The 21,464-nt window shown below is 59.6% G+C and carries 16 protein-coding genes; 10 read left to right on the top strand and 6 right to left on the bottom strand.

Annotation, left to right across the window (positions count from 1 at the left end):
- Window positions 1-169 precede the first annotated feature (169 nt).
- A complete protein-coding gene (locus BLU63_RS15030; RefSeq protein ID WP_007943976.1) occupies window positions 170-658 on the bottom strand; it encodes a TIGR00645 family protein in 489 nt (162 codons plus the stop codon).
- Between the two features lie 171 nt (window positions 659-829).
- Here BLU63_RS15030 and BLU63_RS15025 point away from each other — a divergent pair, with 171 nt between their 5' ends.
- Window positions 830-2,659, top strand: a complete 1,830-nt coding sequence (locus tag BLU63_RS15025) for a hypothetical protein (protein WP_083375720.1) — start codon at window positions 830-832, stop codon at window positions 2,657-2,659.
- A gap of 24 nt (window positions 2,660-2,683) precedes the next feature.
- Here the strand turns inward: BLU63_RS15025 and BLU63_RS15020 are convergent, their stop codons facing one another.
- Both BLU63_RS15020 and BLU63_RS15015 read right to left on the bottom strand, forming a co-directional pair.
- Window positions 2,684-3,004, bottom strand: coding sequence for a PA4575 family protein (locus BLU63_RS15020; RefSeq protein ID WP_010467520.1), 321 nt, complete (start codon window positions 3,002-3,004; stop codon window positions 2,684-2,686).
- A gap of 317 nt (window positions 3,005-3,321) precedes the next feature.
- Window positions 3,322-5,760, bottom strand: a complete 2,439-nt coding sequence (locus BLU63_RS15015; RefSeq protein ID WP_010467518.1) for a Lon protease family protein — start codon at window positions 5,758-5,760, stop codon at window positions 3,322-3,324.
- 276 nt (window positions 5,761-6,036) lie between these two features.
- On the opposite strand from BLU63_RS15015, the gene BLU63_RS15010 reads away from it, so the two are divergent.
- The 4 genes from BLU63_RS15010 to BLU63_RS14995 all read left to right on the top strand — a co-directional run bounded on the left by BLU63_RS15010 (window position 6,037) and on the right by BLU63_RS14995 (window position 9,547).
- Window positions 6,037-6,525 carry a DUF3015 domain-containing protein gene (locus tag BLU63_RS15010; protein WP_010467516.1) on the top strand — a complete coding sequence of 163 codons (489 nt, stop codon included), beginning with the start codon at window positions 6,037-6,039 and terminating at the stop codon, window positions 6,523-6,525.
- A 93-nt stretch (window positions 6,526-6,618) separates the two neighbouring features.
- Window positions 6,619-8,472 carry an Lnb N-terminal periplasmic domain-containing protein gene (locus BLU63_RS15005; RefSeq protein WP_083375719.1) on the top strand — a complete coding sequence of 618 codons (1,854 nt, stop codon included), beginning with the start codon at window positions 6,619-6,621 and terminating at the stop codon, window positions 8,470-8,472.
- Window positions 8,473-8,625: 153 nt separating this feature from the next.
- A complete protein-coding gene (locus BLU63_RS15000) occupies window positions 8,626-8,982 on the top strand; it encodes a hypothetical protein (protein ID WP_010467512.1) in 357 nt (118 codons plus the stop codon).
- A 70-nt stretch (window positions 8,983-9,052) separates the two neighbouring features.
- On the top strand, window positions 9,053-9,547 hold the full coding sequence (locus BLU63_RS14995) for a GreA/GreB family elongation factor (protein WP_077749398.1): 495 nt from the start codon (window positions 9,053-9,055) through the stop codon (window positions 9,545-9,547).
- A gap of 167 nt (window positions 9,548-9,714) precedes the next feature.
- On the opposite strand, the gene ettA is transcribed toward BLU63_RS14995, so the two are convergent.
- Window positions 9,715-11,379, bottom strand: coding sequence for an energy-dependent translational throttle protein EttA (gene ettA / locus BLU63_RS14990; protein WP_077749399.1), 1,665 nt, complete (start codon window positions 11,377-11,379; stop codon window positions 9,715-9,717).
- A gap of 286 nt (window positions 11,380-11,665) precedes the next feature.
- Between ettA and BLU63_RS14985 the strand changes: the two genes are divergently transcribed.
- The 5 genes from BLU63_RS14985 (at window position 11,666) to BLU63_RS14965 (ending at window position 20,034) form a co-directional block, all read left to right on the top strand.
- Window positions 11,666-15,514, top strand: coding sequence for a sensor domain-containing protein (locus BLU63_RS14985; protein WP_083375718.1), 3,849 nt, complete (start codon window positions 11,666-11,668; stop codon window positions 15,512-15,514).
- A 217-nt stretch (window positions 15,515-15,731) separates the two neighbouring features.
- Window positions 15,732-16,985 (top strand): serine hydroxymethyltransferase, encoded by a 1,254-nt coding sequence (gene glyA, locus BLU63_RS14980; protein WP_077749401.1) that lies wholly within the window; start codon window positions 15,732-15,734, stop codon window positions 16,983-16,985.
- 254 nt (window positions 16,986-17,239) lie between these two features.
- Window positions 17,240-18,553: a C4-dicarboxylate transporter DctA gene (locus tag BLU63_RS14975; RefSeq protein ID WP_010467502.1), complete on the top strand. Its 1,314-nt coding sequence runs from the start codon at window positions 17,240-17,242 to the stop codon at window positions 18,551-18,553.
- A gap of 67 nt (window positions 18,554-18,620) precedes the next feature.
- Complete coding sequence (locus BLU63_RS14970; protein ID WP_010467500.1) at window positions 18,621-19,325, top strand: FadR/GntR family transcriptional regulator; 705 nt, start codon at window positions 18,621-18,623, stop codon at window positions 19,323-19,325.
- 25 nt (window positions 19,326-19,350) lie between these two features.
- Entirely contained in the window at window positions 19,351-20,034 is a 684-nt protein-coding gene (locus BLU63_RS14965) for a GntR family transcriptional regulator (protein ID WP_083375717.1), read from the top strand.
- A 99-nt stretch (window positions 20,035-20,133) separates the two neighbouring features.
- Here the strand turns inward: BLU63_RS14965 and yjiA are convergent, their stop codons facing one another.
- Together yjiA and BLU63_RS14955 are read right to left on the bottom strand one after the other, a co-directional pair.
- Window positions 20,134-21,102 (bottom strand): GTPase, encoded by a 969-nt coding sequence (yjiA, locus tag BLU63_RS14960; RefSeq protein WP_083375716.1) that lies wholly within the window; start codon window positions 21,100-21,102, stop codon window positions 20,134-20,136.
- Between the two features lie 162 nt (window positions 21,103-21,264).
- A complete protein-coding gene (locus BLU63_RS14955) occupies window positions 21,265-21,462 on the bottom strand; it encodes a YbdD/YjiX family protein (protein ID WP_010467494.1) in 198 nt (65 codons plus the stop codon).
- Window positions 21,463-21,464: the final 2 nt, after the last annotated feature.

The raw sequence follows: 21,464 nt of genomic DNA, 5'->3' as shown, positions 1-21,464 counted from the left end.
CATAGGCTTCGGCACCTCAAAGTACAAGCCACAAACGACACCGCCCGTCTGTTTGCACCTGACTGTAGGAGCGAGGCTTGCCCGCGAAGGCGGTGTGACGGGCAACAACTGTATCGACTGACACGGCCCCTTCGCGGGCAAGCCTCGCTCCTACAGGGCTTTGTGAGCGTCAGTGCTTGGTCAGCTTATCCAGATAACCCATGGCAAACGCCGACACGACGAACGTCATGTGAATAATCACGTACCACTTCAAATGCTCGGGATCGACGTTCTTGGCGTCCATGAAGATCCGCAGCAGGTGGATCGACGAAATCGCCACGATGGAGGCCGCCACTTTCATCTTCAGCGAAGACGAATCCATGGTGCCCAGCCAGTTGAGCTTTTCCTTGCTGTCGTCGATGTCCAGCTGGGAAACGAAGTTCTCGTAACCGGAGATCATCACCATCACCAGCAAGCCACCCACCAGTGCCATGTCGATCAGCGACAGCAGCACCAGGATCAGGTCCGACTCGGCCATCGAGAATACGTTGGGAATGACGTGGAAAACTTCCTGGAAGAATTTCAGCGCCAGTGCCAGTAGCCCAAGGGACAGACCGAAGTAGATCGGTGCCAGCAGCCAGCGGGAGGCATACATTGCATTTTCGATAAAGCGTTCCATTGAATCTCACACGTGATGTTGAAAATGGCCGCAAGTATACCAGCCCCCTGTCTATACCCTGAAGCAGCCAGAAACCTTCGGCAAATCCGCGACCTGCGCGTGTGCCACAAAGTTTTTCTGCTAGTGTCCAGACTATTGACAGCTCAGCGACATCGGACAGGAAGACTGGAAATGGATGTGCGATTGCCAATAACGAGTGCCGGCATTTGCCTGGCTCTGCTGCTGGGCGGCTGCTCACCCAGCGATGAGAAGCGCCAGACTAGCCTCGAGGAAAAGACCGCGCAGTTCGAGAAGTCTCTGGATGCGATTGAGGATCCAAAGCTCAGGGATGCCGTTGCCGAACTCGGCGGTTCACTGCTGTTGCTCGAGCGTGCGCAACTCAAGCTCGACAGCAAACCCGTGGAAACCGAATACGGCGAAGACGTTCTCGCCGTGCTCAAGCACTACCCCACGCCTCAGGCTTTGGTCGACACCTACATCAACGGCCTGTTCGTGCTGCACAAGGATTCCAGTTCCGACTACCTGACCGACCTGCAACCGGTGTTCCCTTTCAACTTCAACATTCCGGCAGCGTTTCTCTTTCCCCATGGCCTGGAATGGCAATCGGTGACCTTGAGCAACAAGCGCGTCATCGCGTTCCAGCCGGAATGGTCGGAAACCGATCCCGGCATTCAACTGAGCCCCTCCAGTTCCAACCTGACCAACCCGGATGATCTGACGGTGACCTATCCGTTCATCGACGGTCTGGACATGGACAACAAGAACCAGCCTCAACCGGTGAGCCTGCAAGGCAAGGTCGAGGTCATCGCCCCGCGCCGGCTCTACACCTTCGACCTGACGAAAAAAGACGTTGCCCAGACCCGCACCAACGACAACCTCAGCGTCACCTTGCTGAAACTGGGCAACAACTACGCCGAAATCGACTTCAACAACAGCGCACCACTGGCCCCTGAAGTCAGCGAAACACCGTTGAATCCGCTGATCGTCCAGGCCAGGGACACCACCGGGCAATTCCTCTCGCGATCGGGTTCGATCAACGAAACCGCTGCGCAAATTGCCTTCTATCAAAAACAACTGGCGAAAATTCAGCAGCAGAAAGCCTGGAGCGAGACTTTCGAAAAGCAGATCGACGAAGAACAGCGCACCTTCGAGGCGCAGCAGAAGAATCATTACACCAAAGTGTATTTCAACGGTCCGGTCGAAACCGTTGAAGTGAGCGTTCTGGATTTCTCGGCCGTCACGGTGACCCACAAGGACCTGAACCTGCCGGTGCGCCGCTTTGACTCACACACCACGGCAAAAACCATCCAGCCACTGACCCTACCGGTGGTGGCGTATGACGATCAGGCCCCGACCTGGCTCAAGGGCGCGACATTGAGTGAGGAACAGCTGAAGAAGGGCATCATCGTCAGTCAGTCGGTGGATGACCCCAGCGCCGCACGCATCGAGTTCGACCACCCCAGAAGCTTCAATGACGAGATGCTCGGTACATCGTTCAGCGCTGGCGATAGCCCGGTCACGTTCTTTACGGAGGATGGGAGTGGCAAGCGCGATGGGCCGATCGAGCTGCCGCTTGAGGCTTACGAGGTCGATCCGCTACGTGGCGCCATCACCTATGACTTGAACCTGTTTCCGGAAACACCGGCCTATGCAGTGGGCTCCATGCCGCTGTTTCTGGCGACGGTGGCCAAACAAACGCTCGACGCCCATACGTTGCCCAAAGGCCTGGAACTCAAAGGCAATGCCTTGGTGGTTGATTTGAAGCTGTTTCCTGCCCAGGAGTGGCGTTTTTTCGCCAAGGACGACTCTGGAAACTATCTGAAAGAAATCCTTTCGGTCACTCACGACGCGAGCGCAGAAGGCCCGGCGCTATTTGCCGTGCATTACTTCTATGGCCAGCCAACACGTCTGGAAACCTATCAGCGAACCGACCTCACCACGGTGCAATATGGTTTCGAGGTCAAACTGGCCAAGGCGGATTTGAGCCACCTTGATCAATAACCGGTTTCAGTGGCCGCGCCGAACTCAGCCATTGAGGTTGCGGCAACGGCCCCCGTTGATTTCCCGCAGCTGGGCTTGCAGGTGCAGGCACCAGATTTGTGGGTCATCGGCCAGTTCGTAGCCATGCAGCGTCAGGCTTTCAACAATCGTGTCGAGGATGGACTCCGCCACGAAAGGCCCATGAAACGGTCCCTGCGCCTTGATGGCGGAAGGTTGTTCGCCGGCCATTCCGGCGGCGAAGAGCAAGGTCCACATGCCCGTATCCCCCGCCAACGGACGGATGGCACACTCGATACGGGTCACAAGGCCCAGGCATTGACGGGTGAGGCAGAGGTTGCGCGACATGGCGGCGACCCTCGGTAGATCCGGTGTTCAGCCCCCACGGGAAGGCTGTCTCGATCCAGTGATTACTGTCGATATCCTTGAGCTGAGAATAGAAGAAAAGTCTGACTAGCACGTCAAGTCAGACCAGAAGGCGCCGAATGGTCATTGTGTGAATATTGACGTCAGAGTGATGGCACTTTCTTGAAGTGGACACATCACAAATGTGGGAGTGAGCCTGCCCGCGATAGCGAACTTTCAGCCAACACATGTGTTGGATGAAAGTGCCACATCGCGGGCAGGCTCACTCCCACTGTGGATCGGGGTGATCCTCAGATCGGTCAGGCCGGTTTGGCTTCCACCAGGGCTTCCAGCGCCGCTTCTTTCTCGGCTTCCTTGAGGTCTTCTTCGCTGATCATTTCCGCGATCACGCGCAAGCGTTCCACCACCCGTGCGTTAACGCTGCCTTCGGGGAACTGGCCATCGGCATCCGGCGCACCGGCCGGCTCTCCGACCAACAGGCTCAACGCCTCGTCAGCCTGGCGTACGGCGTAGACATGGAACTGCCCCGCACGCACCGCCGAGAGCACCTTCTCGTCGAGCATCAGCGTGGCGACGTTGGCGTGAGGAATGATCGCCCCCTGCTCACCGGTCAGCCCACGGGCTTCGCAGAGTCGGAAGAAGCCTTCGATCTTCTCGTTGACCCCGCCCACCGCCTGCACTTCACCGAACTGGTTGATCGAGCCGGTGATCGCAAAGCATTGCTTGAGCGGCGTTTTCGACAGGGCCGAAATCAGCGTGCACGCCTCGCCCAGCGACGCACTGTCGCCATCGACGTAACCGTAGGACTGCTCCAGCGCGATACTCGCGGAAATCGCCAGCGGGAATTCCTGGGCGTAACGACTGCCCAGATACCCGGTGAGGATCATCACACCCTTGGAGTGGATCGGCTGGCCGAGGTTGACCTCGCGCTCGATGTCGACGATGCCGCTGCCGCCCGGGTAGACCGTGGCGGAAATCCGCGCCGGCACACCGAACGCCGAGTCGCCGACTTCCAGCACGGTCAGCCCGTTGCACTTGCCGACGGCGGCGCCGTCCGTGTCGATCAGGATGATCCCGGCGAGCATGTCATCGAGAATCCGCGCAGAGACCCGCCCGGTACGGGTGGCCTTGGCCTTTAGCGCCCGTTCGATATGCCCGGCATCGGTCATCTCGTCCCCCGCCAGGTGACGAATGAAGTCCGCCTCGCTGACCAGCTGGAACAGATCACCGATGCGCGCCGACAAACGCCCCTGGTGTTCGGCCAGGCGCGCGCTGTAAGTCGCCAGGCGCGCCACGGCATCGGCCGTCAGCGGCGCCATGCCTTCTTCCGAGGTGCGGGTTTTGAGCAACTGGGCGAACTGCTCCAGGCTTTCGTCGACCATCGGGATGTCTTCGTCGAAATCCACCAGGACGCGGAACATCTCCTGGAAGTCCGGATCGAGGTCTTGCAGCGTGTAATACAGCTGACGCGCACCGATGATGACGACTTTGACCTGCAACGGAATGTGTTGCGGCGTCAGGGTCACGGTGGCCAGGCGGCCCAGCTCACCAAGCGGCGACTCCATTTTCAGCTTGCGCGATTGCAGGGCGCGCTTGAGCGCATCCCACACGAACGGCTCGCTGAGCATTTTTTCCGCTTCAAGGATCAGAAAACCGCCGTTGGCCCGGTGCAATGCGCCCGGCCGCAGTTGCCGATAGGTCGTGTACATCGCGCCCTGATCGGTGCTGTATTCAATGCGGCCAAACAGGTTTTCGTAAGTCGGGTGCGGCTCGAAGACCACCGGCGCACCGCCGCTGGACGAATGACCGACCACCAGGCTCGGGGCGTATTGCTCTTCCAGCAATTTGCGGGCGACGGCGTCGGTCTTGCTGTCGTCCACCAGTTGCTCGACCACGGTCTTGAGCAGGTAGACCTGCATGGCTTGCAGGTAACCGCAAACGGCGGCGTTCTCGGCGTATTTCTCCGACAACGGCGACAGCAACGGCTGCAAGGCCAACGTGATGGTTTCTTCGTTGAGGTGGCGCAGCTGATTGCTCGACTCGCGCTTCCATTGCGGCAGGCTGGCGAGCTCTTCGTTCAGTCGCTCCTCCAGACCGGAAATATCGTCGTGGAAACGCTCGCGATCGGCTTCCGGCAACTGGGCGAATTCCGCTTCGTCCAGGGCCTTGCCTTCGCTCATGGGCGTGAACGCGATGTTGCTGGCGTCGCGGTAAAGCGCGACCTCCTTCTCCAGCGCCAGGCGCTCGATCACGTCCAGTGCCTTGTCGTAGCGCTGGTTGAAGGCGCGGTCGATGGCGCTTTTTTTCTGCTGGTAGGACGGGTGCTCGAACACTGCCGGAAAAGTCGCCAGCAGGTTGTCGATCAAGCCGTTGATGTCACCGATGAAGGCGCCAGCAGTGCCCGATGGCAATTCCAGTGCACGAGGCTCGCGAGGCTCATCGAAATTATTGACGTAGACCCAGTCGGCCGGGGTCTGCAGGCGCTTGCCTTCGGCTTTCAGGTAGCGTTTGACGAACGAAAACCGGCCGGTGCCGGGCTCACCCATGACAAATACGTTGTAACCGGGGCGTGGCATGGCCACGCCGAACTGCAAGGCTTCGACCGCACGTTCCTGGCCAAGCACACCGCGAAAGGGCTCCAGATCATTGGTGGTAGAGAAGCTGAACTGTTCAGCGGAAAACGGACGGGTCAGCGCTTCAGGCGCTAGACGCAAGCTGGCAGCAACAGGATCAGGCATCGGGCTTCCTTACATCAGGCGGGGCAGATAGCGGCATTCTGGCGCTGCCCATACCTCACTTGCAAGGCGCGCCTCCAGGCAAAGCATAGACAAACCGTCATCTCCAGGCCGGCCGGGGACAAATCAATGATTTCAACGAATGTTTTGCAAAAAATCACGGAACCCCGGGAACGTGCCTAAACTCCAAACTGCGCGGCTGGATTAATAACTGGCCCACTGGCGCCGGATTGGGCCAGACCCCTTGTCCATTGGTATGCACATAAAGAGAACAAAGCTATGAAACGGATTCTTCTCGGTACTCTCTTCACCGCTGTATCCATCAACGCCATGGCCCAAGCGCCAGGCGGCCCGGATTGCGGTTGGGGCAACATGCTGTTCGAAGGTCAGCGTGGCACCCCGGCTCACTTCCTGGCATCCACCACCAACGGCACTTCCGGTAACGCAACGTTCGGTATGACTTCTGGTACCAACGGTTGCTCGACTAATGCGTCGCTGACTTATGGCGGCAAATCCTGGTTTGCCATGAATGGCATGATGAACGAGCTGTCCGAAGACATGGCCAAAGGTAACGGCGAAGCGCTGACGACCTATGCCGTGGTACTGGGCGTGGCGCCGGAAGACCGTGCGCACTTCGCCGCTGTGACTCACCAGCACTTCCAGCAGATCTTCAGCAAGGCTGACGTGACCGCTGACGACGTGCATACCAACACCCTGGCCGTTCTGAAGAACGATCCGCGTCTGGCCAAGTACGCTACTCAAGCTTAAGCTCGACCCACCCGCTCCTTTCGGGGGGCGGGTTTTATTTTTTGGACCTGTCCCCCTTGGGTCTTTATTTTTTTTCGACTTAAGTTGCTCACTATGCTCAAACGCCTTGCCTGGCTGGCGCTCTGTGTCTGCGCCCCGCTGTCCGCCGCGCCACATGTCGACAATCAACGTTTGCAGCAACTGGCCAACGACCCTTTCTGGATTTCCCTGGGCCATTACGAAACCGCCAAGCTGGGCGGCTGGCGCAGCTATGTCAGCGACAAAAAGTTCTTTCTCGCACCCGACGGTAACGAACACCCCGACCGCGAACTGGCGGCCACCGTGCAGGCGCTGTACGCCCCGGCCAGTGCGGGCGAACAACATGCCCAATGTGTGTACCCGGCGCGCACCCGCTGGTTGAAAGCGCAGCTCAACCTGACTGATTTGCCGACGCTCGATTGCACTGAGTTCAAACAATGGTTCAAGGATGTCTCGCCCCATAGCGCGGTGATGATTTTCCCGGCGGCTTACCTGAACAGTCCGTCATCGATGTTCGGCCATACCTTGCTGCGCATCGACCAGGCCGATGTGCAGAGTGATCACACCGCGCTGCTCAGTTACGCGATCAACTTCGGCGCCTACATCGAAGGTTCGGACAACAGCATCCTCTACGCCTGGAAAGGCTTGATGGGCGGCTATCCGGGGCTGTTCGCGCTGGTGCCGTATCAGGAAAAACTCTCGGAATACCGCAGCCTCGAAAACCGGGACCTGTGGGAGTACCGGCTGAACCTGACGCAGCCAGAAACCGAGCGCATGGTCGAGCACGTCTGGGAGTTGAAGCAGATCCAGTTCGACTATTTCTTTTTCGACGAAAACTGCTCCTATCGCCTGCTTGAGCTGCTGCAGGTGGCGCGGCCAAGCCTGCGCCTGACCGAACAGTTCCCACTGACGGCCATTCCGACCGATACCGTCAAAGCGGTGAAAGAAGCCGGGCTGGTGGAATCCATTCAGTATCGTCCGTCCCGTGAACGGGAACTGCTGAGCCGCGCCGAGCCGTTGACTGACGAAGAACAGGAGTGGGTGCTGAAAGTCAGCGCCGACCAAAAGCAATTGCAGACACCGGCGTTCAAGGCTCAACCGCGCGACCGTCAGGCGCTGATCATCGATGCGTCTTACCGCCTCGAACGCTATCGCGCCAACGGTCAGGAACGCGATCCTGAGAGGGCGCAACGCAGTTTCGAACTGCTGCGGGCGATCAACCAGAACCCCGCCCCTGAGCTGGACATCCCGAGGCCCGGCCTGCCCGAGGACGGTCATGAATCCCGCACCTGGCAGGCCGGCATCGGCACCCGGGGCGACAAGGCCTTTGGCGAATATGGCCTGCGCATGGCGTATCACGACCTCAACGATAACGCCGAGAGCTTCCCGCTCGGTGCGCAGATCGAAATCCTGCAGATGAAACTGCGCCAGTACGAAGGCAATGACTGGCAGTTCCAGCAACTGGACCTGGCGACCATTCGCTCCCTGACGCCGCGCAATGAGTTGTTGAAGCCATTATCGTGGCAAGTCACGGGCGGCCTGGAACGCGTGCCAGGCAAGCATGACGATGAAACGCTGGTCAGCCACGTCAACGGTGGTGGTGGCGGCACCTGGCAGTTGGGTGAAGACATGCTCGGCTTTGCACTGGGCACCGTGCGTGTCGAACACAACAACGACTTCGCGGGCTTTATCGCACCGGCGGCAGGTTTCAATAGCGGTCTGCTGTGGAAAAACCCACTGGGCAACTTCAGCCTGGAAACCAAGGGCGATTTCTTCACCAACGGCGAGGTGCGCCGCAGTGTGAGCCTCAACCAGCAGTGGGAACTGTCGCGTAACCTGGGCCTGCGCCTGAGTGCCCAGCGCGAATTCAGCCACCTCGCCTCGCCCGAGAACGAAGTGATGCTTGAGGTGAAGTGGTATCACTATTGACGTGACACCCCACCGTCCCTGTGGGAGCGAGCAGGCTCGATCCCACAGCGGATGTGTGGTGGCCAACAGATTAATCACACACCTTTCACAACTGCCTCACGAATCCACTCCTAGACTTCACCCATAGGCCGTCCAACGGCACGGGAGTCGGAGATGTGGCGTTGCGCAGGTGTGCTGGGATTGTTGATGTTGATCGCGGGTTGCCAGACGACCCACGAGGATTTGATCGCCAAGGGTTATCCACCGGCGTTCGCCGATGGTTTCGATGACGGTTGCAGCAGTGGCCGGCAAGCTGCCGGGGCAATCACCGGGGAATTTCGCAAGAACGTCCCGCGTTATCTCAAGGACAAGCAGTACGCCGAAGGCTGGAGCGACGGTTTTCGCCAGTGCCAGGCCATGCGCGAAAGCGAGGATCGCGAGGACTATCGCAGCCACCACTGGGACGACCGCGACAAAGCCTGGCAGCAACAAAAGGACCAGGACGCCGCCCGTGCCTATCGCTCGCAATGAGTCGCGGACAGACATCCATCGAAACTAAAAGCCTGCAACCATGGCCCAAACCCTATAACGGGAGAAAACCATGAGTCGCGCTTTCGTCAATGAAGATAACGCCGCCGCGCAAGCCGATCAGCCGGTCGAACGGCAGGTCAGCACACAGCCCAATTACGTCACGCCCGCGGGGCTGGCGCAGCTTCAGGCGAAAGTCGCCGAAGTGCAAAACCTGCTCAATGGACAGAGTGCGAAAGGCGAACTCGCAGACAAACAGCGCCAGGCCGATCTGGAACGTGACTGGCGATATTTCAATCAACGCCTGCAAAGCGCTCAGTTAGTCGTACCGGCCTCCTCGACCGATAAAGTCCAGATTGGCGCGTGGGTAACGTTTGCCGATGAACAGGGCCACGAACAGCGTGTGCAGTTGGTGGGTGAGGATCAGGCGGATGCGGCGAGTGGGCTGATCAACTGGGGCTCGCCGCTGGGGCGGGCGTTGTTGGGCGCGCAGGTCGGGGATGAAGTGGTGTGGAAGCGGCCGGTGGGGGATTTGATGATTGAGGTGTTGAGCATAGAGATCGAGTGATCGTCAGGCCGTCATCGCTAGCAGGCTAGCTGCCACAGTGGATTTGTGCCGCTCACATATCCCCTGTGGGAGCCAGCCTGCTGGCGATGGCCGCGCCGCGGTGTCACTGAAACCCATAAAAAAACGGAGCCCCGAAGGCTCCGTTTTTTCATGCAAGCCGCCCGATATCAGGCCAGTTTCTTGTGCCGTACACGATGCGGCTGGGAAGCCGCTTCGCCGAGGCGTTTCTTGCGATCGGCTTCGTACTCGGTGTAGTTACCTTCGAAGAACACCGCTTGCGAGTCGTCTTCGTAAGCCAGGATGTGCGTCGCGACGCGGTCAAGGAACCACCGATCGTGAGAGATCACAATGGCGGCGCCCGGGAAGTCCAGCAGGGCTTCTTCCAGGGAACGCAGGGTTTCAACGTCGAGGTCGTTGGACGGTTCGTCAAGCAGCAGGACGTTGCCGCCCTCTTTCAAGGTCAGGGCCAGGTGCAAGCGACCGCGCTCACCACCGGACAGGTCCTTGACGAACTTCTGCTGGTCGCCGCCCTTGAAGTTGAAGCGACCGACGTAGGTGCGCGACGGGATCTCGTAGTTGCCGATGCGGATCTGATCGGAACCGTCGGAGATTTGCTGGAACACCGTCTTGCTGCCGTCCAGGTCTTCGCGGCTCTGATCGACGCACGCCAGTTGCACGGTTTCGCCGACTTCGATGCTGCCCGAATCCGGCGTTTCCTTGCCCATCAGCATGCGGAACAGGGTCGACTTACCGGCACCGTTACCGCCGATCACGCCAACGATGGCGCCTTTTGGCATGGAGAACGACAGGTTGTCGATCAACACGCGATCGCCGTAACCCTTGGAAACGTTCTTGAACTCGATGACCTTGTCACCCAGGCGTGGACCGGCCGGGATGTAGATCTCGTTGGTTTCGCTGCGCTTCTGGAATTCCTGCGACTGCATTTCTTCGAAGCGTTGCAGACGAGCCTTGGATTTGGACTGGCGGGCCTTGGCGCCTTTGCGCACCCACTCCAGTTCTTCCTTCATGGCTTTTTCGTGAGCCGACTGCTGCTTGGATTCGGCAGCCAGACGGTCGGACTTGGCTTCCAGCCAACCCGAATAGTTGCCCTCGTAAGGGATACCGGCGCCGCGGTCGAGCTCGAGGATCCAGCCGGCGACGTTGTCCAGGAAGTACCGGTCGTGCGTGATCGCGACTACGGTGCCCGGGAAGTCGTGCAGGAAGTGCTCCAGCCAGGCGACGGAATCGGCGTCCAGGTGGTTGGTCGGTTCGTCGAGCAGCAGCATGTCCGGAGCAGACAGCAGCAGGCGGCACAGGGCCACGCGACGCTTCTCACCACCGGAGAGGAATTCGATCTTGGCATCCCAGGCCGGCAGACGCAGCGCATCGGCGGCGACTTCCAGCTGGCGATCCAGGTTGTGACCGTCGCTGGCTTGCAGGATGGCTTCGAGCTTGGCCTGTTCGGCGGCCAGTTTGTCGAAGTCGGCATCTTCATCAGCGTAAGCGGCGTAGACCTCGTCCAGGCGAGCCTGGGCGTTCTTGATCACGCTGACCGCTTCCTCGACTACTTCACGCACGGTCTTGGTCGGGTCCAGGATCGGCTCTTGTGGCAGGTAGCCGATGTTCAGGTCCGGCATCGGACGCGCTTCGCCCTCGAACTCGGTGTCGACGCCCGCCATGATTTTCAACAGCGTGGACTTACCCGAACCGTTGAGGCCGAGCACGCCGATCTTGGCGCCGGGGAAGAAGGACAGCGAAATATTTTTCAGGATTTCCCGCTTCGGCGGAACAACTTTGCCCAGCCGATGCATGGTGAAGACGTATTGAGCCATGGAGAACCTTGGGTCAGTGACAGATGAATGATTGGAGCGCAGGCGATGCCTGGCCAGACTGTGCGCGTCGTCAGATTGATAATGTATCAATGCATGAGCGCTGAAAAAGTCTGAGTCTAGGAGCTGGAACGCTCCCGCGTAACCGGCAAAGCTACCTGAATGACAGATGGCAGTCCAGCCGGTAGGGGCTGGCACTTCGCCACAACACAAGGCATGCTAGCCGCCCTCCGGGCGTCCGGCTTATAGTGCACGTCGCGCCAGTCCAGCCAAACCGCAGGATTACAGTTTGTCCAATGTCTCTCCGCCTTCGTCCGTGAGCGCACCTCATCCTGCGACCGGCGCGCCCCTGCGCGGATCCTTGAAGGGTGCGCTGGCGACACTCGTGCTGTTGTTGCTCGCCCTGCTGTTCTGGCAGCTGCTGGATCAGCTGCGCGAAACACAGAAGCACCAGCGGCAATACACCATCGACTACACCGCCGACCTGGCCGCGCAAGTCAGCCTGAACATGGCGCTCAACGCCCAGATTGCACTGAACCTGCTACCGATCGTCGAACAACCGCAAAGTGCCGACGAACAGCAGGCGCTACTGCGCAAACTGCAACAATCGCTGCCTGACCTGCGCAGCCTGGCGCTACTCAGTCCTTCCGGCAAAGTCCTCAGTGACAGCGCCGCCGACGCCCAGGATGCCGATTACCTGGGTGAACTGGTCCGGCGCAGCCGCGCCCAGGCCCACTATTTCAGCAATGCCGATGACGGTTCAGTGGTGCATCTGCTGTTGCATCAAGCCAGCGGCAGCACTCGTGGCTACTGGGCCCTGCGCCTGACACCGACGTTTTTCTCGTCACTGACCAAACAAAACGAAGCCGGCATCCGTCCGCTGTGGCTGGTGGAAAACCGGGTCAATCACCAGATCATCAGCCGCGATGAAGCGTCGCCTTCGGTCAAACCGAGCGCGTTATCCCCCGACGATCTGGCCAAAAGTGTGCTCACAGTGCCCCTGAGCAGCAGCGATTGGCAACTGCGCGGACTGTTCGATCGCCAGCAAGTGCTCGAACAACTGTTGCCGGCATTCATCGGCAAATGCCTGCTGGGCCTGGCCTTCTCCCTGCTGCCGTTCATCGTGTTGCTGAACATTCGCCGCCGTCAGCGCCAGTTGCATGAAGGCCGCCGCCGCTATCACGATATTTTCGAAGGCACGGGCGTTGCCCTGTGCGTACTGGACGTCTCCGGGCTCAAGACCTTCTTCGACAAAGCCCAACTGCACAGCAGCGAGCAACTCAAGGCGTGGCTCGACATACCGGAGCAACGCCAGCAACTGCTCCAGGAACTGCGCGTCACCGAGGTCAACCAGGTCGCCCTGCAACTGCTCAACGTCAACTCCTGCGCTCAGGCCTGGAAACTGTTGATTGACGGCTGCCCGCTGGACGGCACCGCCATCGGCCACCAAGTGATCGAAACGGTGTTCAACCAGCAGAGACAGCTCGAGCTGGAAATCAAACTCCAGGACCTCAATGGCCGCGACCAGCACCTGTGGCTGGTGCTGCGCCTGCCGGAAGATTACGCCGACTATAAAGCGGTGATCCTGAGCATCACCGACATTACCAGCCGTAAACTCATCGAGCTGTCGCTGCTGGAACGCGAAGGGTTCTGGTCCGATGTGGTGCGCACTGTGCCGGACCACCTGTACGTGCAGGACGTGATCAGCCAGCGGATGATTTTCAGTAACCACCACTTGGGCCAGACCCTCGGTTACAACCGTACCGAGTTGCACCAGATGGGCGAGTACTTCTGGGAAATCCTCCTGCACCCCGAAGATGCCGATGACTACCACCGCTCGCGCCAGGCCCAGCGCCACGGGGGTTACACCCAATTGCTGCAGTGCCAGTTGCGGTTCCGTCATCGCGACGGCAAGTGGCGGCGTTTCGACATTCGCGAACAGGCACTGGCGCGGGACAAACACGATCAAGTCACGCGGATCATCGGCGTGGCCAAGGACATCACCGAACAGATCGAAGCCAGTGAATCCCTGCGTGACAGCGAGCAGCGCTACCGGATGCTCGCCGAAAGCATCAGCGACGTGATTTTCTCCACCGACAGCAAAATGGCACTCAATTACGTCAGCCCGTCGGTGCATGCCGTGCTGGGCTACGACGCCGAGTGGATCTTCCAGAACGGCTGGCAATCGACCATCGCCAACCCGCAGCAACTGACCGGTATTTACGGCCTGATGGATCGGGTCAGCAAAGCGCTGGATAAACCCGAGCAACTGGCGCTGCTGCGCACTCAGGTGCAGACCCAACTGTTCCTGTTCGATTGCCTGCGGGCCGACGGGCGCAAGATTCCGATCGAACTACGGCTGGTGCTGGTCTGGGACGAACACGGGGCCTTCGAAGGCGTGCTCGGCGTCGGACGCGACATCAGCCAGCAACGCCGGGCCGAAAAAGACCTGCGCATGGCGGCCACGGTTTTCGAACATTCGACGTCGGCGATCCTGATCACCGACCCGGCCGGCTACATCGTCCAGGCCAACGAAGCGTTCAGTCGCGTCAGCGGTTATGCCGTGGAGCAGGTGCTGGACCAACTGCCAAACATGCTGACCGTCGACGAGCAGCAGGAAGCCCATCTGCGTTATGTGCTCAAACAACTGCATCAGAACAGCACCTGGGAAGGCGAAGTCTGGCTCAAGCGGCGCAACGGCGAGCATTACCCGGCCTGGGTCGGCATCACGGCGGTGCTCGACGATGAAGGTGACCTGGCCAGTTACGTGTGCTTCTTCAGCGACATCAGCGAGCGCAAGGCCAGTGAGCAGCGGATTCACCGTCTCGCCTACTACGACGCCCTGACTCACCTGCCCAACCGCACGCTGTTCCAGGACCGCCTGCACACCGCGCTGCAATCGGCCGAGCGGCAGAAGTCCTGGGTCGTGCTGATGTTCCTCGACCTCGACCGTTTCAAGCCGATCAACGACTCCCTCGGTCACGCCGCCGGCGACCGCATGCTCAAGGAAATGGCCACGCGACTGCTCGGTTGCGTCGATGATGACGACACCGTGGCGCGCATGGGCGGCGATGAATTCACCTTGTTGCTGCAACCGCGGGCCAACCGTGAAGTCGCCTTGAACCGGGCGATCCATGTCGCCGAGCAGATCCTCGCCAGCCTGGTGAAACCGTTCGTGCTGGAAGGCCGCGAGTTCTTCGTCACCGCCAGTATCGGCATCGCGCTGAGCCCGCAGGATGGCAACGAACTCAGTCAGCTGATGAAAAACGCCGACACCGCGATGTACCACGCCAAGGAGCGCGGCAAGAACAACTTCCAGTTCTATCAGGCGGACATGAACGCCAGCGCCCTGGAGCGCCTGGAGCTGGAAAGCGACTTGCGCCATGCCCTGGAACAAGACGAATTCGTTCTGTACTACCAGCCGCAGTTCAGCGGCGACGGCAAACGCCTGACCGGCGCCGAAGCGCTGCTGCGCTGGCGTCATCCACGTCGCGGCCTGGTGCCGCCGGGGGATTTCATTCCGGTGCTCGAAGAGCTCGGGCTGGTGGTGGATGTCGGTGACTGGGTGATCAGCGAAGCCTGCCGTCAGCTCAAGACCTGGCATCAGGCCAAGGTGCGGGTGCCTAAGGTGTCGGTGAACATTTCGGCCCGGCAATTCTCCGACGGCCAACTCGGGACGCGGATTGCCACCATCCTAAAGGAGACCGGCCTGCCGCCGGCGTGCCTGGAGCTGGAGCTGACCGAGAGTATCCTGATGCGCGAAGTCAGCGAAGCGATGCAGATCCTCGCCGGATTGAAAAACCTCGGCCTGAGTATTGCGGTCGATGACTTCGGCACCGGGTATTCCTCGCTCAACTACCTCAAGCAATTCCCGATCGACGTGCTGAAAATCGACCGCACCTTCGTAGATGGCCTGCCGTCGGGTGAACAGGATGCGCAGATTGCCCGGGCGATCATTGCGATGGCCCACAGCCTGAATCTGGCGGTGATCGCCGAAGGCGTGGAAACCCACGAGCAGCTCGATTTCCTGCGTGAGCATGGTTGCGATGAGGTTCAGGGGTATCTGTTCGGCCGGCCGATGCCGGCGAGCCGGTTTGAGGCGCAGTTCAGCAATGATGCGCTCTTCATGTTTGATTGATTGGAGCCAACAGCTCCAATCAATCAAACATGAAGAAAGCTGGAAGCTTCAAGTGGCAAGCTTCAAGCAGTGGCCGGTCCGCTTTTGACTTGCCGCTTGAGGCTTACAGCTAGAAGCTGAATTCCTTTCGTCTGCGACATGATGTCCTTTCATATGCCATCTAAAAGCGGTTGAGTTAGAATGCCCCCCTTTTCTGCCCCGATCCTTGAGGACCGCCATGTTCAGCCGTGATTTGACTATTGCCAAGTACGACGCCGATCTTTTTGCCGCCATGGAGCAAGAAGCTCAGCGCCAGGAAGAACACATCGAGCTGATCGCTTCGGAAAACTACACCAGCCCAGCGGTGATGGAAGCTCAAGGCTCGGTACTGACCAACAAGTACGCCGAAGGCTACCCGGGCAAGCGCTACTACGGTGGTTGCGAGTTCGTCGACGTGGTTGAGCAACTGGCCATCGACCGCGCCAAAGAACTGTTCGGCGCCGATTACGCCAACGTTCAGCCACACGCCGGTTCCCAAGCCAACAGCGCCGTGTACCTGGCACTGCTGCAAGCGGGCGACACCATCCTGGGCATGAGCCTGGCCCACGGCGGTCACCTGACCCACGGCGCCAGCGTTTCCTCCTCCGGCAAGCTGTACAACGCCGTTCAATACGGCATCGACGCCAACGGCCTGATCGACTACGACGAAGTCGAGCGTCTGGCGGTTGAGCACAAGCCAAAAATGATCGTGGCCGGTTTCTCTGCCTACTCGCAGATTCTGGACTTCCCGCGTTTCCGCGAAATCGCTGACAAGGTCGGTGCCTACCTGTTCGTCGACATGGCCCACGTGGCCGGTCTGGTCGCCGCTGGCGTCTACCCGAACCCGGTTCCGTTCGCTGACGTCGTGACCACCACCACGCACAAGACCCTGCGCGGTCCACGTGGCGGCCTGATCCTGGCTCGCGCCAACGCCGACATCGAGAAGAAGCTGAACTCCGCGGTATTCCCGGGCGCCCAGGGTGGCCCACTGGAGCACGTGATCGCCGCCAAAGCGATCTGCTTCAAAGAAGCGCTGCAGCCTGAATTCAAGGCCTACCAGCAACAAGTGGTGAAAAACGCCCAGGCCATGGCCGAAGTGTTCATCGAACGTGGTTTCGATGTGGTTTCCGGCGGGACCAAGAACCACCTGTTCCTGCTGTCGCTGATCAAGCAGGAAATCTCCGGTAAAGACGCCGACGCCGCTCTGGGCAAAGCGTTCATCACCGTGAACAAGAACTCCGTGCCAAACGACCCACGCTCCCCGTTCGTCACCTCCGGCCTGCGCTTCGGTACTCCGGCTGTGACCACTCGCGGCTTCAAGGAAGCAGAGTGCAAAGAACTGGCCGGCTGGATCTGCGACATCCTGGCTGACCTGAACAACGAAGCGGTGATCGACGCCGTTCGTGAGAAGGTCAAGGCCATCTGCAAGAAGCTGCCGGTGTACGGCGCTTAATTGCGGCGCTAAACCGCAGCCATAAAAAACCGGCCACGTGATGGCCGGTTTTTTTTCGCCCTGGATTTGTAGGAGCCGGCACCACTGGTCAGACCGGTCATGCCAATTATGCAATTTCCGCTTGCGATCACCCAAAAACAGCGCCTAGACTGCGCCTGCACTGGACATACCGGTAAGACCACAATAATTAAGTCCTGAATCTGATGCGCCCACTCAAGCGCACGGCAGCCAGGACACCGACCAGGATTCCTCCCATGCTCAGATGGTGCTCGCGTTCAATCTTCCTCCAAGTGGTTCTCGGACTGGTGCTCGGCATCGTCTGCGGGCTGACCCTTCCTGAATACTCCGCCCAGCTCAAACCGCTCGGCGATGGCTTCATCAAACTGATCAAGATGCTCATCGGCCTGATTGTGTTCTGCGTAGTGGTCAGCGGCATCAGCGGTGCCGGCGACTTGAAGAAGGTCGGGCGCATCGGCCTGAAATCGGTGATCTACTTCGAAATCCTGACCACCATCGCCCTGGTGATTGGTCTGGTGTTCGCATTCACCACCGGCATCGGCAGCGGCGCGAACATTCATCTGGATCAGCTTTCCGCTGCCGACATGGGCGACATCGCCCAGCGCGGCCAGCACATGCAAACCACCTCCCAGTTCTTGATGAACCTGATCCCCACCTCGGTCATCGGCGCCTTCGCGGAGAACAACATCCTGCAAGTCCTGCTGTTTTCAGTGCTGTTCGGCAGTGCGCTGAACCTGGTGGGCGAAGCAGCATCGGGTATTTCCCGGCTGATCAATGAGCTGAGCCACGTAATCTTCCGCATCATGGGCATGATCGTGCGCCTGGCGCCGATCGGCGTGTTCGGCGCCATCGCCTTCACCACCAGCAAATATGGCCTGGATTCCCTGCAACACCTGGGCAGCCTGGTCGGCCTGTTTTACCTGACCTGCGTGGCGTTTGTGACATTGATTCTCGGCCTGGTGATGCGCCTTTCGGGCCTGAAGATGTGGCCGTTGCTCAAGTACCTGCGCGAAGAACTGCTGATCGTCATGGGCACCGCTTCGTCCGACGCCGTGCTGCCACAAATCATGCGCAAGCTTGAGCACCTGGGCATCGGCAGTTCGACGGTGGGGTTGGTGATTCCGACGGGTTACTCGTTCAACCTCGACGGGTTCTCGATCTACCTGACCCTCGCCATCGTCTTCATCGCCAACGCCACCGGCACGCCGCTGGCCATGACCGACTTGCTGACGATTCTGCTGGTCTCGCTGATTACCTCAAAAGGGGCCCACGGGATTCCCGGTTCGGCGCTGGTGATTCTGGCAGCGACACTCACGGCGATCCCGGCGATTCCGGTGGTCGGCCTGGTATTGGTGCTGGCGGTGGACTGGTTCATGGGCATCGGCCGGGCGCTGACCAACCTGATCGGCAACTGCGTCGCCACCGTGGCCATCGCCCGCTGGGAGAAGGATATCGATATTCAACGGGCGAACAAAGTGCTTTCCGGCCAGGTGGGGTATACCTTCCAGCCGAGAAAACCCGTCGCCCCGGCACATCAGCAGGAATTCTGAATAAACGCCGTGCCTGTCTTCGGGCAGGCACGGTCAACAACCGTTTTGGATGCTCATGGAGCGAACAGTGATTACCTCGTCGACCGTTGTGAACTCAGTCGTAGAAAAACTCCGGGCCGCTTTGGCCCGTGGTCAGTGGCGCTCCGGCGAAATGCTGCCTGGGCAGCGTGAGCTGGCCGAACAACTGGGCATCAGCCGCCCGAGCCTGCGTGAAGCGGTGATCGTGCTGGAAACCCTTGGCCTGGTGCGCTCGATGCCCGGCAAAGGCGTGGTGGTGCTGGACGCCCATCTCAGCGACAGCCAAAGCCACGACAGCGCGGTCGCCGGCGCCAGCCTGGAAGATGTCTTGCAACTGCGCTACACCCTCGAGCCGTTCATCGTCGGCCTGGTCGCGCAGTCGATCAGCAGCAAGGAGGTCGGGCAACTGCGCCTGACCTTGATGGACATGCGCGAAGCGCTGGAGGCCAACGACAGCGAGGCCGGGGTGAACGCCTACATCGCGTTCCACGAAGAACTGTTCACGCTGACCTCGAACCCGATTTTCCAGAGCGTGGTGCAGCAGACCAGCAATGCCCTCAAGCAAAGCGCCGAGGTGCTGCGCAACTCCCCCGAGCATCTGGCTGAGCGCCTTGAGGAGAACGAAGCCGTGGTGCGCGCGATTCGCAGCAAAAACAGCGCCCAGGCCAGTGCCGAGATGCGTCGGCACATCCTTCGGGAAGGCCAGCGGATGGGCATTGAACTGAATATTCCAGACGACAACTTCGGCAGTTAAAACTTCTTCGAACCGGAGACAGGCCATGAACAGCTTCGCTTCACCGCAAACACTCACTGCCCTGCCCCTTCCACCGCGGGCGGAAGATCTCTATTCGCGGATCTTCGACGCCATTCTCGAACAGCGCCTAAATGCGTCCAGCCGCTTTACCGAGGAAAGCCTGGCGCGGATGTTCAGCGTTCGACGCAGTGACATTCGTGGCGTGCTGACGCGTCTGTCTCATCAGCAAATCATCGTCCTTCGGGCGAACCATCGGCCTCGCGTTGCCACGCTCGATGCAGAACAGACTCGGCAGACGCTGCATGCCCGACGACTGACCGAGACCACCTTGGTGCGGCTGGCCTGCCGACAACCTCGTGCGCAACCCTTGAACCGCCTGCATGCCCTGCTTGAACGCGAACGCCACTGTACAGAGCGCGGCCCGGCGATCCGGTTGTCTGGGGAGTTTCATTTGCTGTTGGCGGAAATGGCGGGAAATGCACCATTGGCGCATTTTCTTGGCAGCCTGGTGCCGCTGACTTCATTGGCGATTGCGCAGTTTGATGCGCAGATGGAGGCCCCTTGCGCGTGGCATGAGGACATTATCAATGCGCTGGAGCGTGGGGATGCGGTGACTGCCGAGGCTTTGCTAAACCGCCACCTCGATATTCTTGAACAGATGTTGCTAGATCCGGTACCCATCCCTGGCAAAAATCGTGTTGCCGGTTAGATCGCCTTCACGGGCAAGCCTCGCGCCTACAAGGGCTACGCAGAACCTGTAGGAGCGAGGCTTGCCCGCAAAGGCGTCATCACCGATGAACACACTCTTTCAATCCGCCGCCACCCGCGCAAACCCCTCACGGATTTTCTCTTCCGGCAAATCATCGGCAATGAACACGATCACGCTTTCGCGCGCCTCGTCCTCTGCCCAATCCGTGTCCCAGTCGAATCCGTAAAGCTTCAACACGCCCTGAAACACCATGCGCCGCGGCTCGCCCACAATGCTCAATACACCTTTGTAGCGCAGCAATTGCTTGCCATGGTCTTCCAGCAGCTCGTTCATGAACTCGCTGAGCTTGTCGATATCCAGCGGCTTGTCGGTGCGCAGCACCAGGCTGGAGATCCGGTCGATGGAGGGTGCCTTGGTCACCGGACGCAGGCTGACGCCGCCGAGGTCGGCATTCAGGTTGAAACCGCGCACGTCGAGCAATTCGGCCAGGTCGATCTTGCCGTGTTCGACCACTCGAATCGGCGCGCGACGGTTGATGCGGGTCAGGCGCTCGCTCAACGCGGTAAACGTCGCTTCGTCCACCAGATCGCGCTTGCTCACCAGCAAGCGGTCGGCAAAACCGATTTGCGCCTGGGCGATGGTTTGCGTCAGGTGAGTGTCGGCGTGCGCCGCGTCTACCAGGGTGATGATGCCGTCGAGGATGTAACGCTCGCGCAGCTCTTCATCGATGAAAAAGGTTTGCGCCACTGGCGCCGGGTCGGCCAGGCCGGTGCATTCGATCACCAGACGGTCAAAGGCGATTTCGCCGCTGTCCAGGCGTTCGAGCAGCAGGTACAAGGCCTTGGTCAGGTCGGTGTGGATGGTGCAGCAGACGCAGCCGTTGGACAGCGTCATCACTTGCACCGGTTCATCGCCCAACAACTGGGTGTCGATACCGGCGTCACTGAATTCGTTCTCGATCACCGCGATTTTCAGGCCGTGCTCGGCTTTGAGCAGGTGGCGCAGCAGCGTGGTTTTACCGGCGCCGAGGAAGCCGCTGAGGATGGTTACCGGGATGGGAGAGGACAACTGGAATCTCCTGTTTCACAAAATTAAAAAGCAACACAAAACAAATGTGGGAGCTAGCCTGCCAGCGATGGCGGACTGTCAATCAACAGTGATGTTGAATGTTCAGCCGCCATCGCTAGCAGGCTAGCTCCCACAAGGATTGTTGTTAACCCGACAACCGGGTCAACAGCACTTCGGCCCACCCTTGCCACCGTAACGAGCCTCTTGGCGTTCCCGGAAGAACATCTCGTAGCTCATCATCGGTTTGTCCGGGTGTTTGGTTTGCATATGCTCGACGTAGTTGTCGTAGTCGGGCATGCCGACCATCAGGCGCGCGGCCTGACCGAGGTATTTACCGAGGCGACTCAGGTCATTGAACATGG

It is taken from the genome of Pseudomonas mandelii, from assembly GCF_900106065.1.
GTDB lineage: Bacteria > Pseudomonadota > Gammaproteobacteria > Pseudomonadales > Pseudomonadaceae > Aquipseudomonas > Aquipseudomonas mandelii.
This window is presented reverse-complemented; position numbering and strand designations above follow the sequence as displayed.

Bases quoted from the DNA above. Each gene is read 5' to 3' on its own strand.
- BLU63_RS15030 (WP_007943976.1), bottom strand. From the start codon at position 658: ATGGAACGCTTTATCGAAAATGCAATGTATGCCTCCCGCTGGCTGCTG.
- BLU63_RS15025 (WP_083375720.1), top strand. From the start codon at position 830: ATGGATGTGCGATTGCCAATAACGAGTGCCGGCATTTGCCTGGCTCTG.
- BLU63_RS15020 (WP_010467520.1), bottom strand. From the start codon at position 3,004: ATGTCGCGCAACCTCTGCCTCACCCGTCAATGCCTGGGCCTTGTGACC.
- BLU63_RS15015 (WP_010467518.1), bottom strand. From the start codon at position 5,760: ATGCCTGATCCTGTTGCTGCCAGCTTGCGTCTAGCGCCTGAAGCGCTG.
- BLU63_RS15010 (WP_010467516.1), top strand. From the start codon at position 6,037: ATGAAACGGATTCTTCTCGGTACTCTCTTCACCGCTGTATCCATCAAC.
- BLU63_RS15005 (WP_083375719.1), top strand. From the start codon at position 6,619: ATGCTCAAACGCCTTGCCTGGCTGGCGCTCTGTGTCTGCGCCCCGCTG.
- BLU63_RS15000 (WP_010467512.1), top strand. From the start codon at position 8,626: ATGTGGCGTTGCGCAGGTGTGCTGGGATTGTTGATGTTGATCGCGGGT.
- BLU63_RS14995 (WP_077749398.1), top strand. From the start codon at position 9,053: ATGAGTCGCGCTTTCGTCAATGAAGATAACGCCGCCGCGCAAGCCGAT.
- ettA (WP_077749399.1), bottom strand. From the start codon at position 11,379: ATGGCTCAATACGTCTTCACCATGCATCGGCTGGGCAAAGTTGTTCCG.
- glyA (WP_077749401.1), top strand. From the start codon at position 15,732: ATGTTCAGCCGTGATTTGACTATTGCCAAGTACGACGCCGATCTTTTT.
- BLU63_RS14975 (WP_010467502.1), top strand. From the start codon at position 17,240: ATGCTCAGATGGTGCTCGCGTTCAATCTTCCTCCAAGTGGTTCTCGGA.
- BLU63_RS14965 (WP_083375717.1), top strand. From the start codon at position 19,351: ATGAACAGCTTCGCTTCACCGCAAACACTCACTGCCCTGCCCCTTCCA.
- BLU63_RS14955 (WP_010467494.1), bottom strand. From the start codon at position 21,462: ATGTTCAATGACCTGAGTCGCCTCGGTAAATACCTCGGTCAGGCCGCG.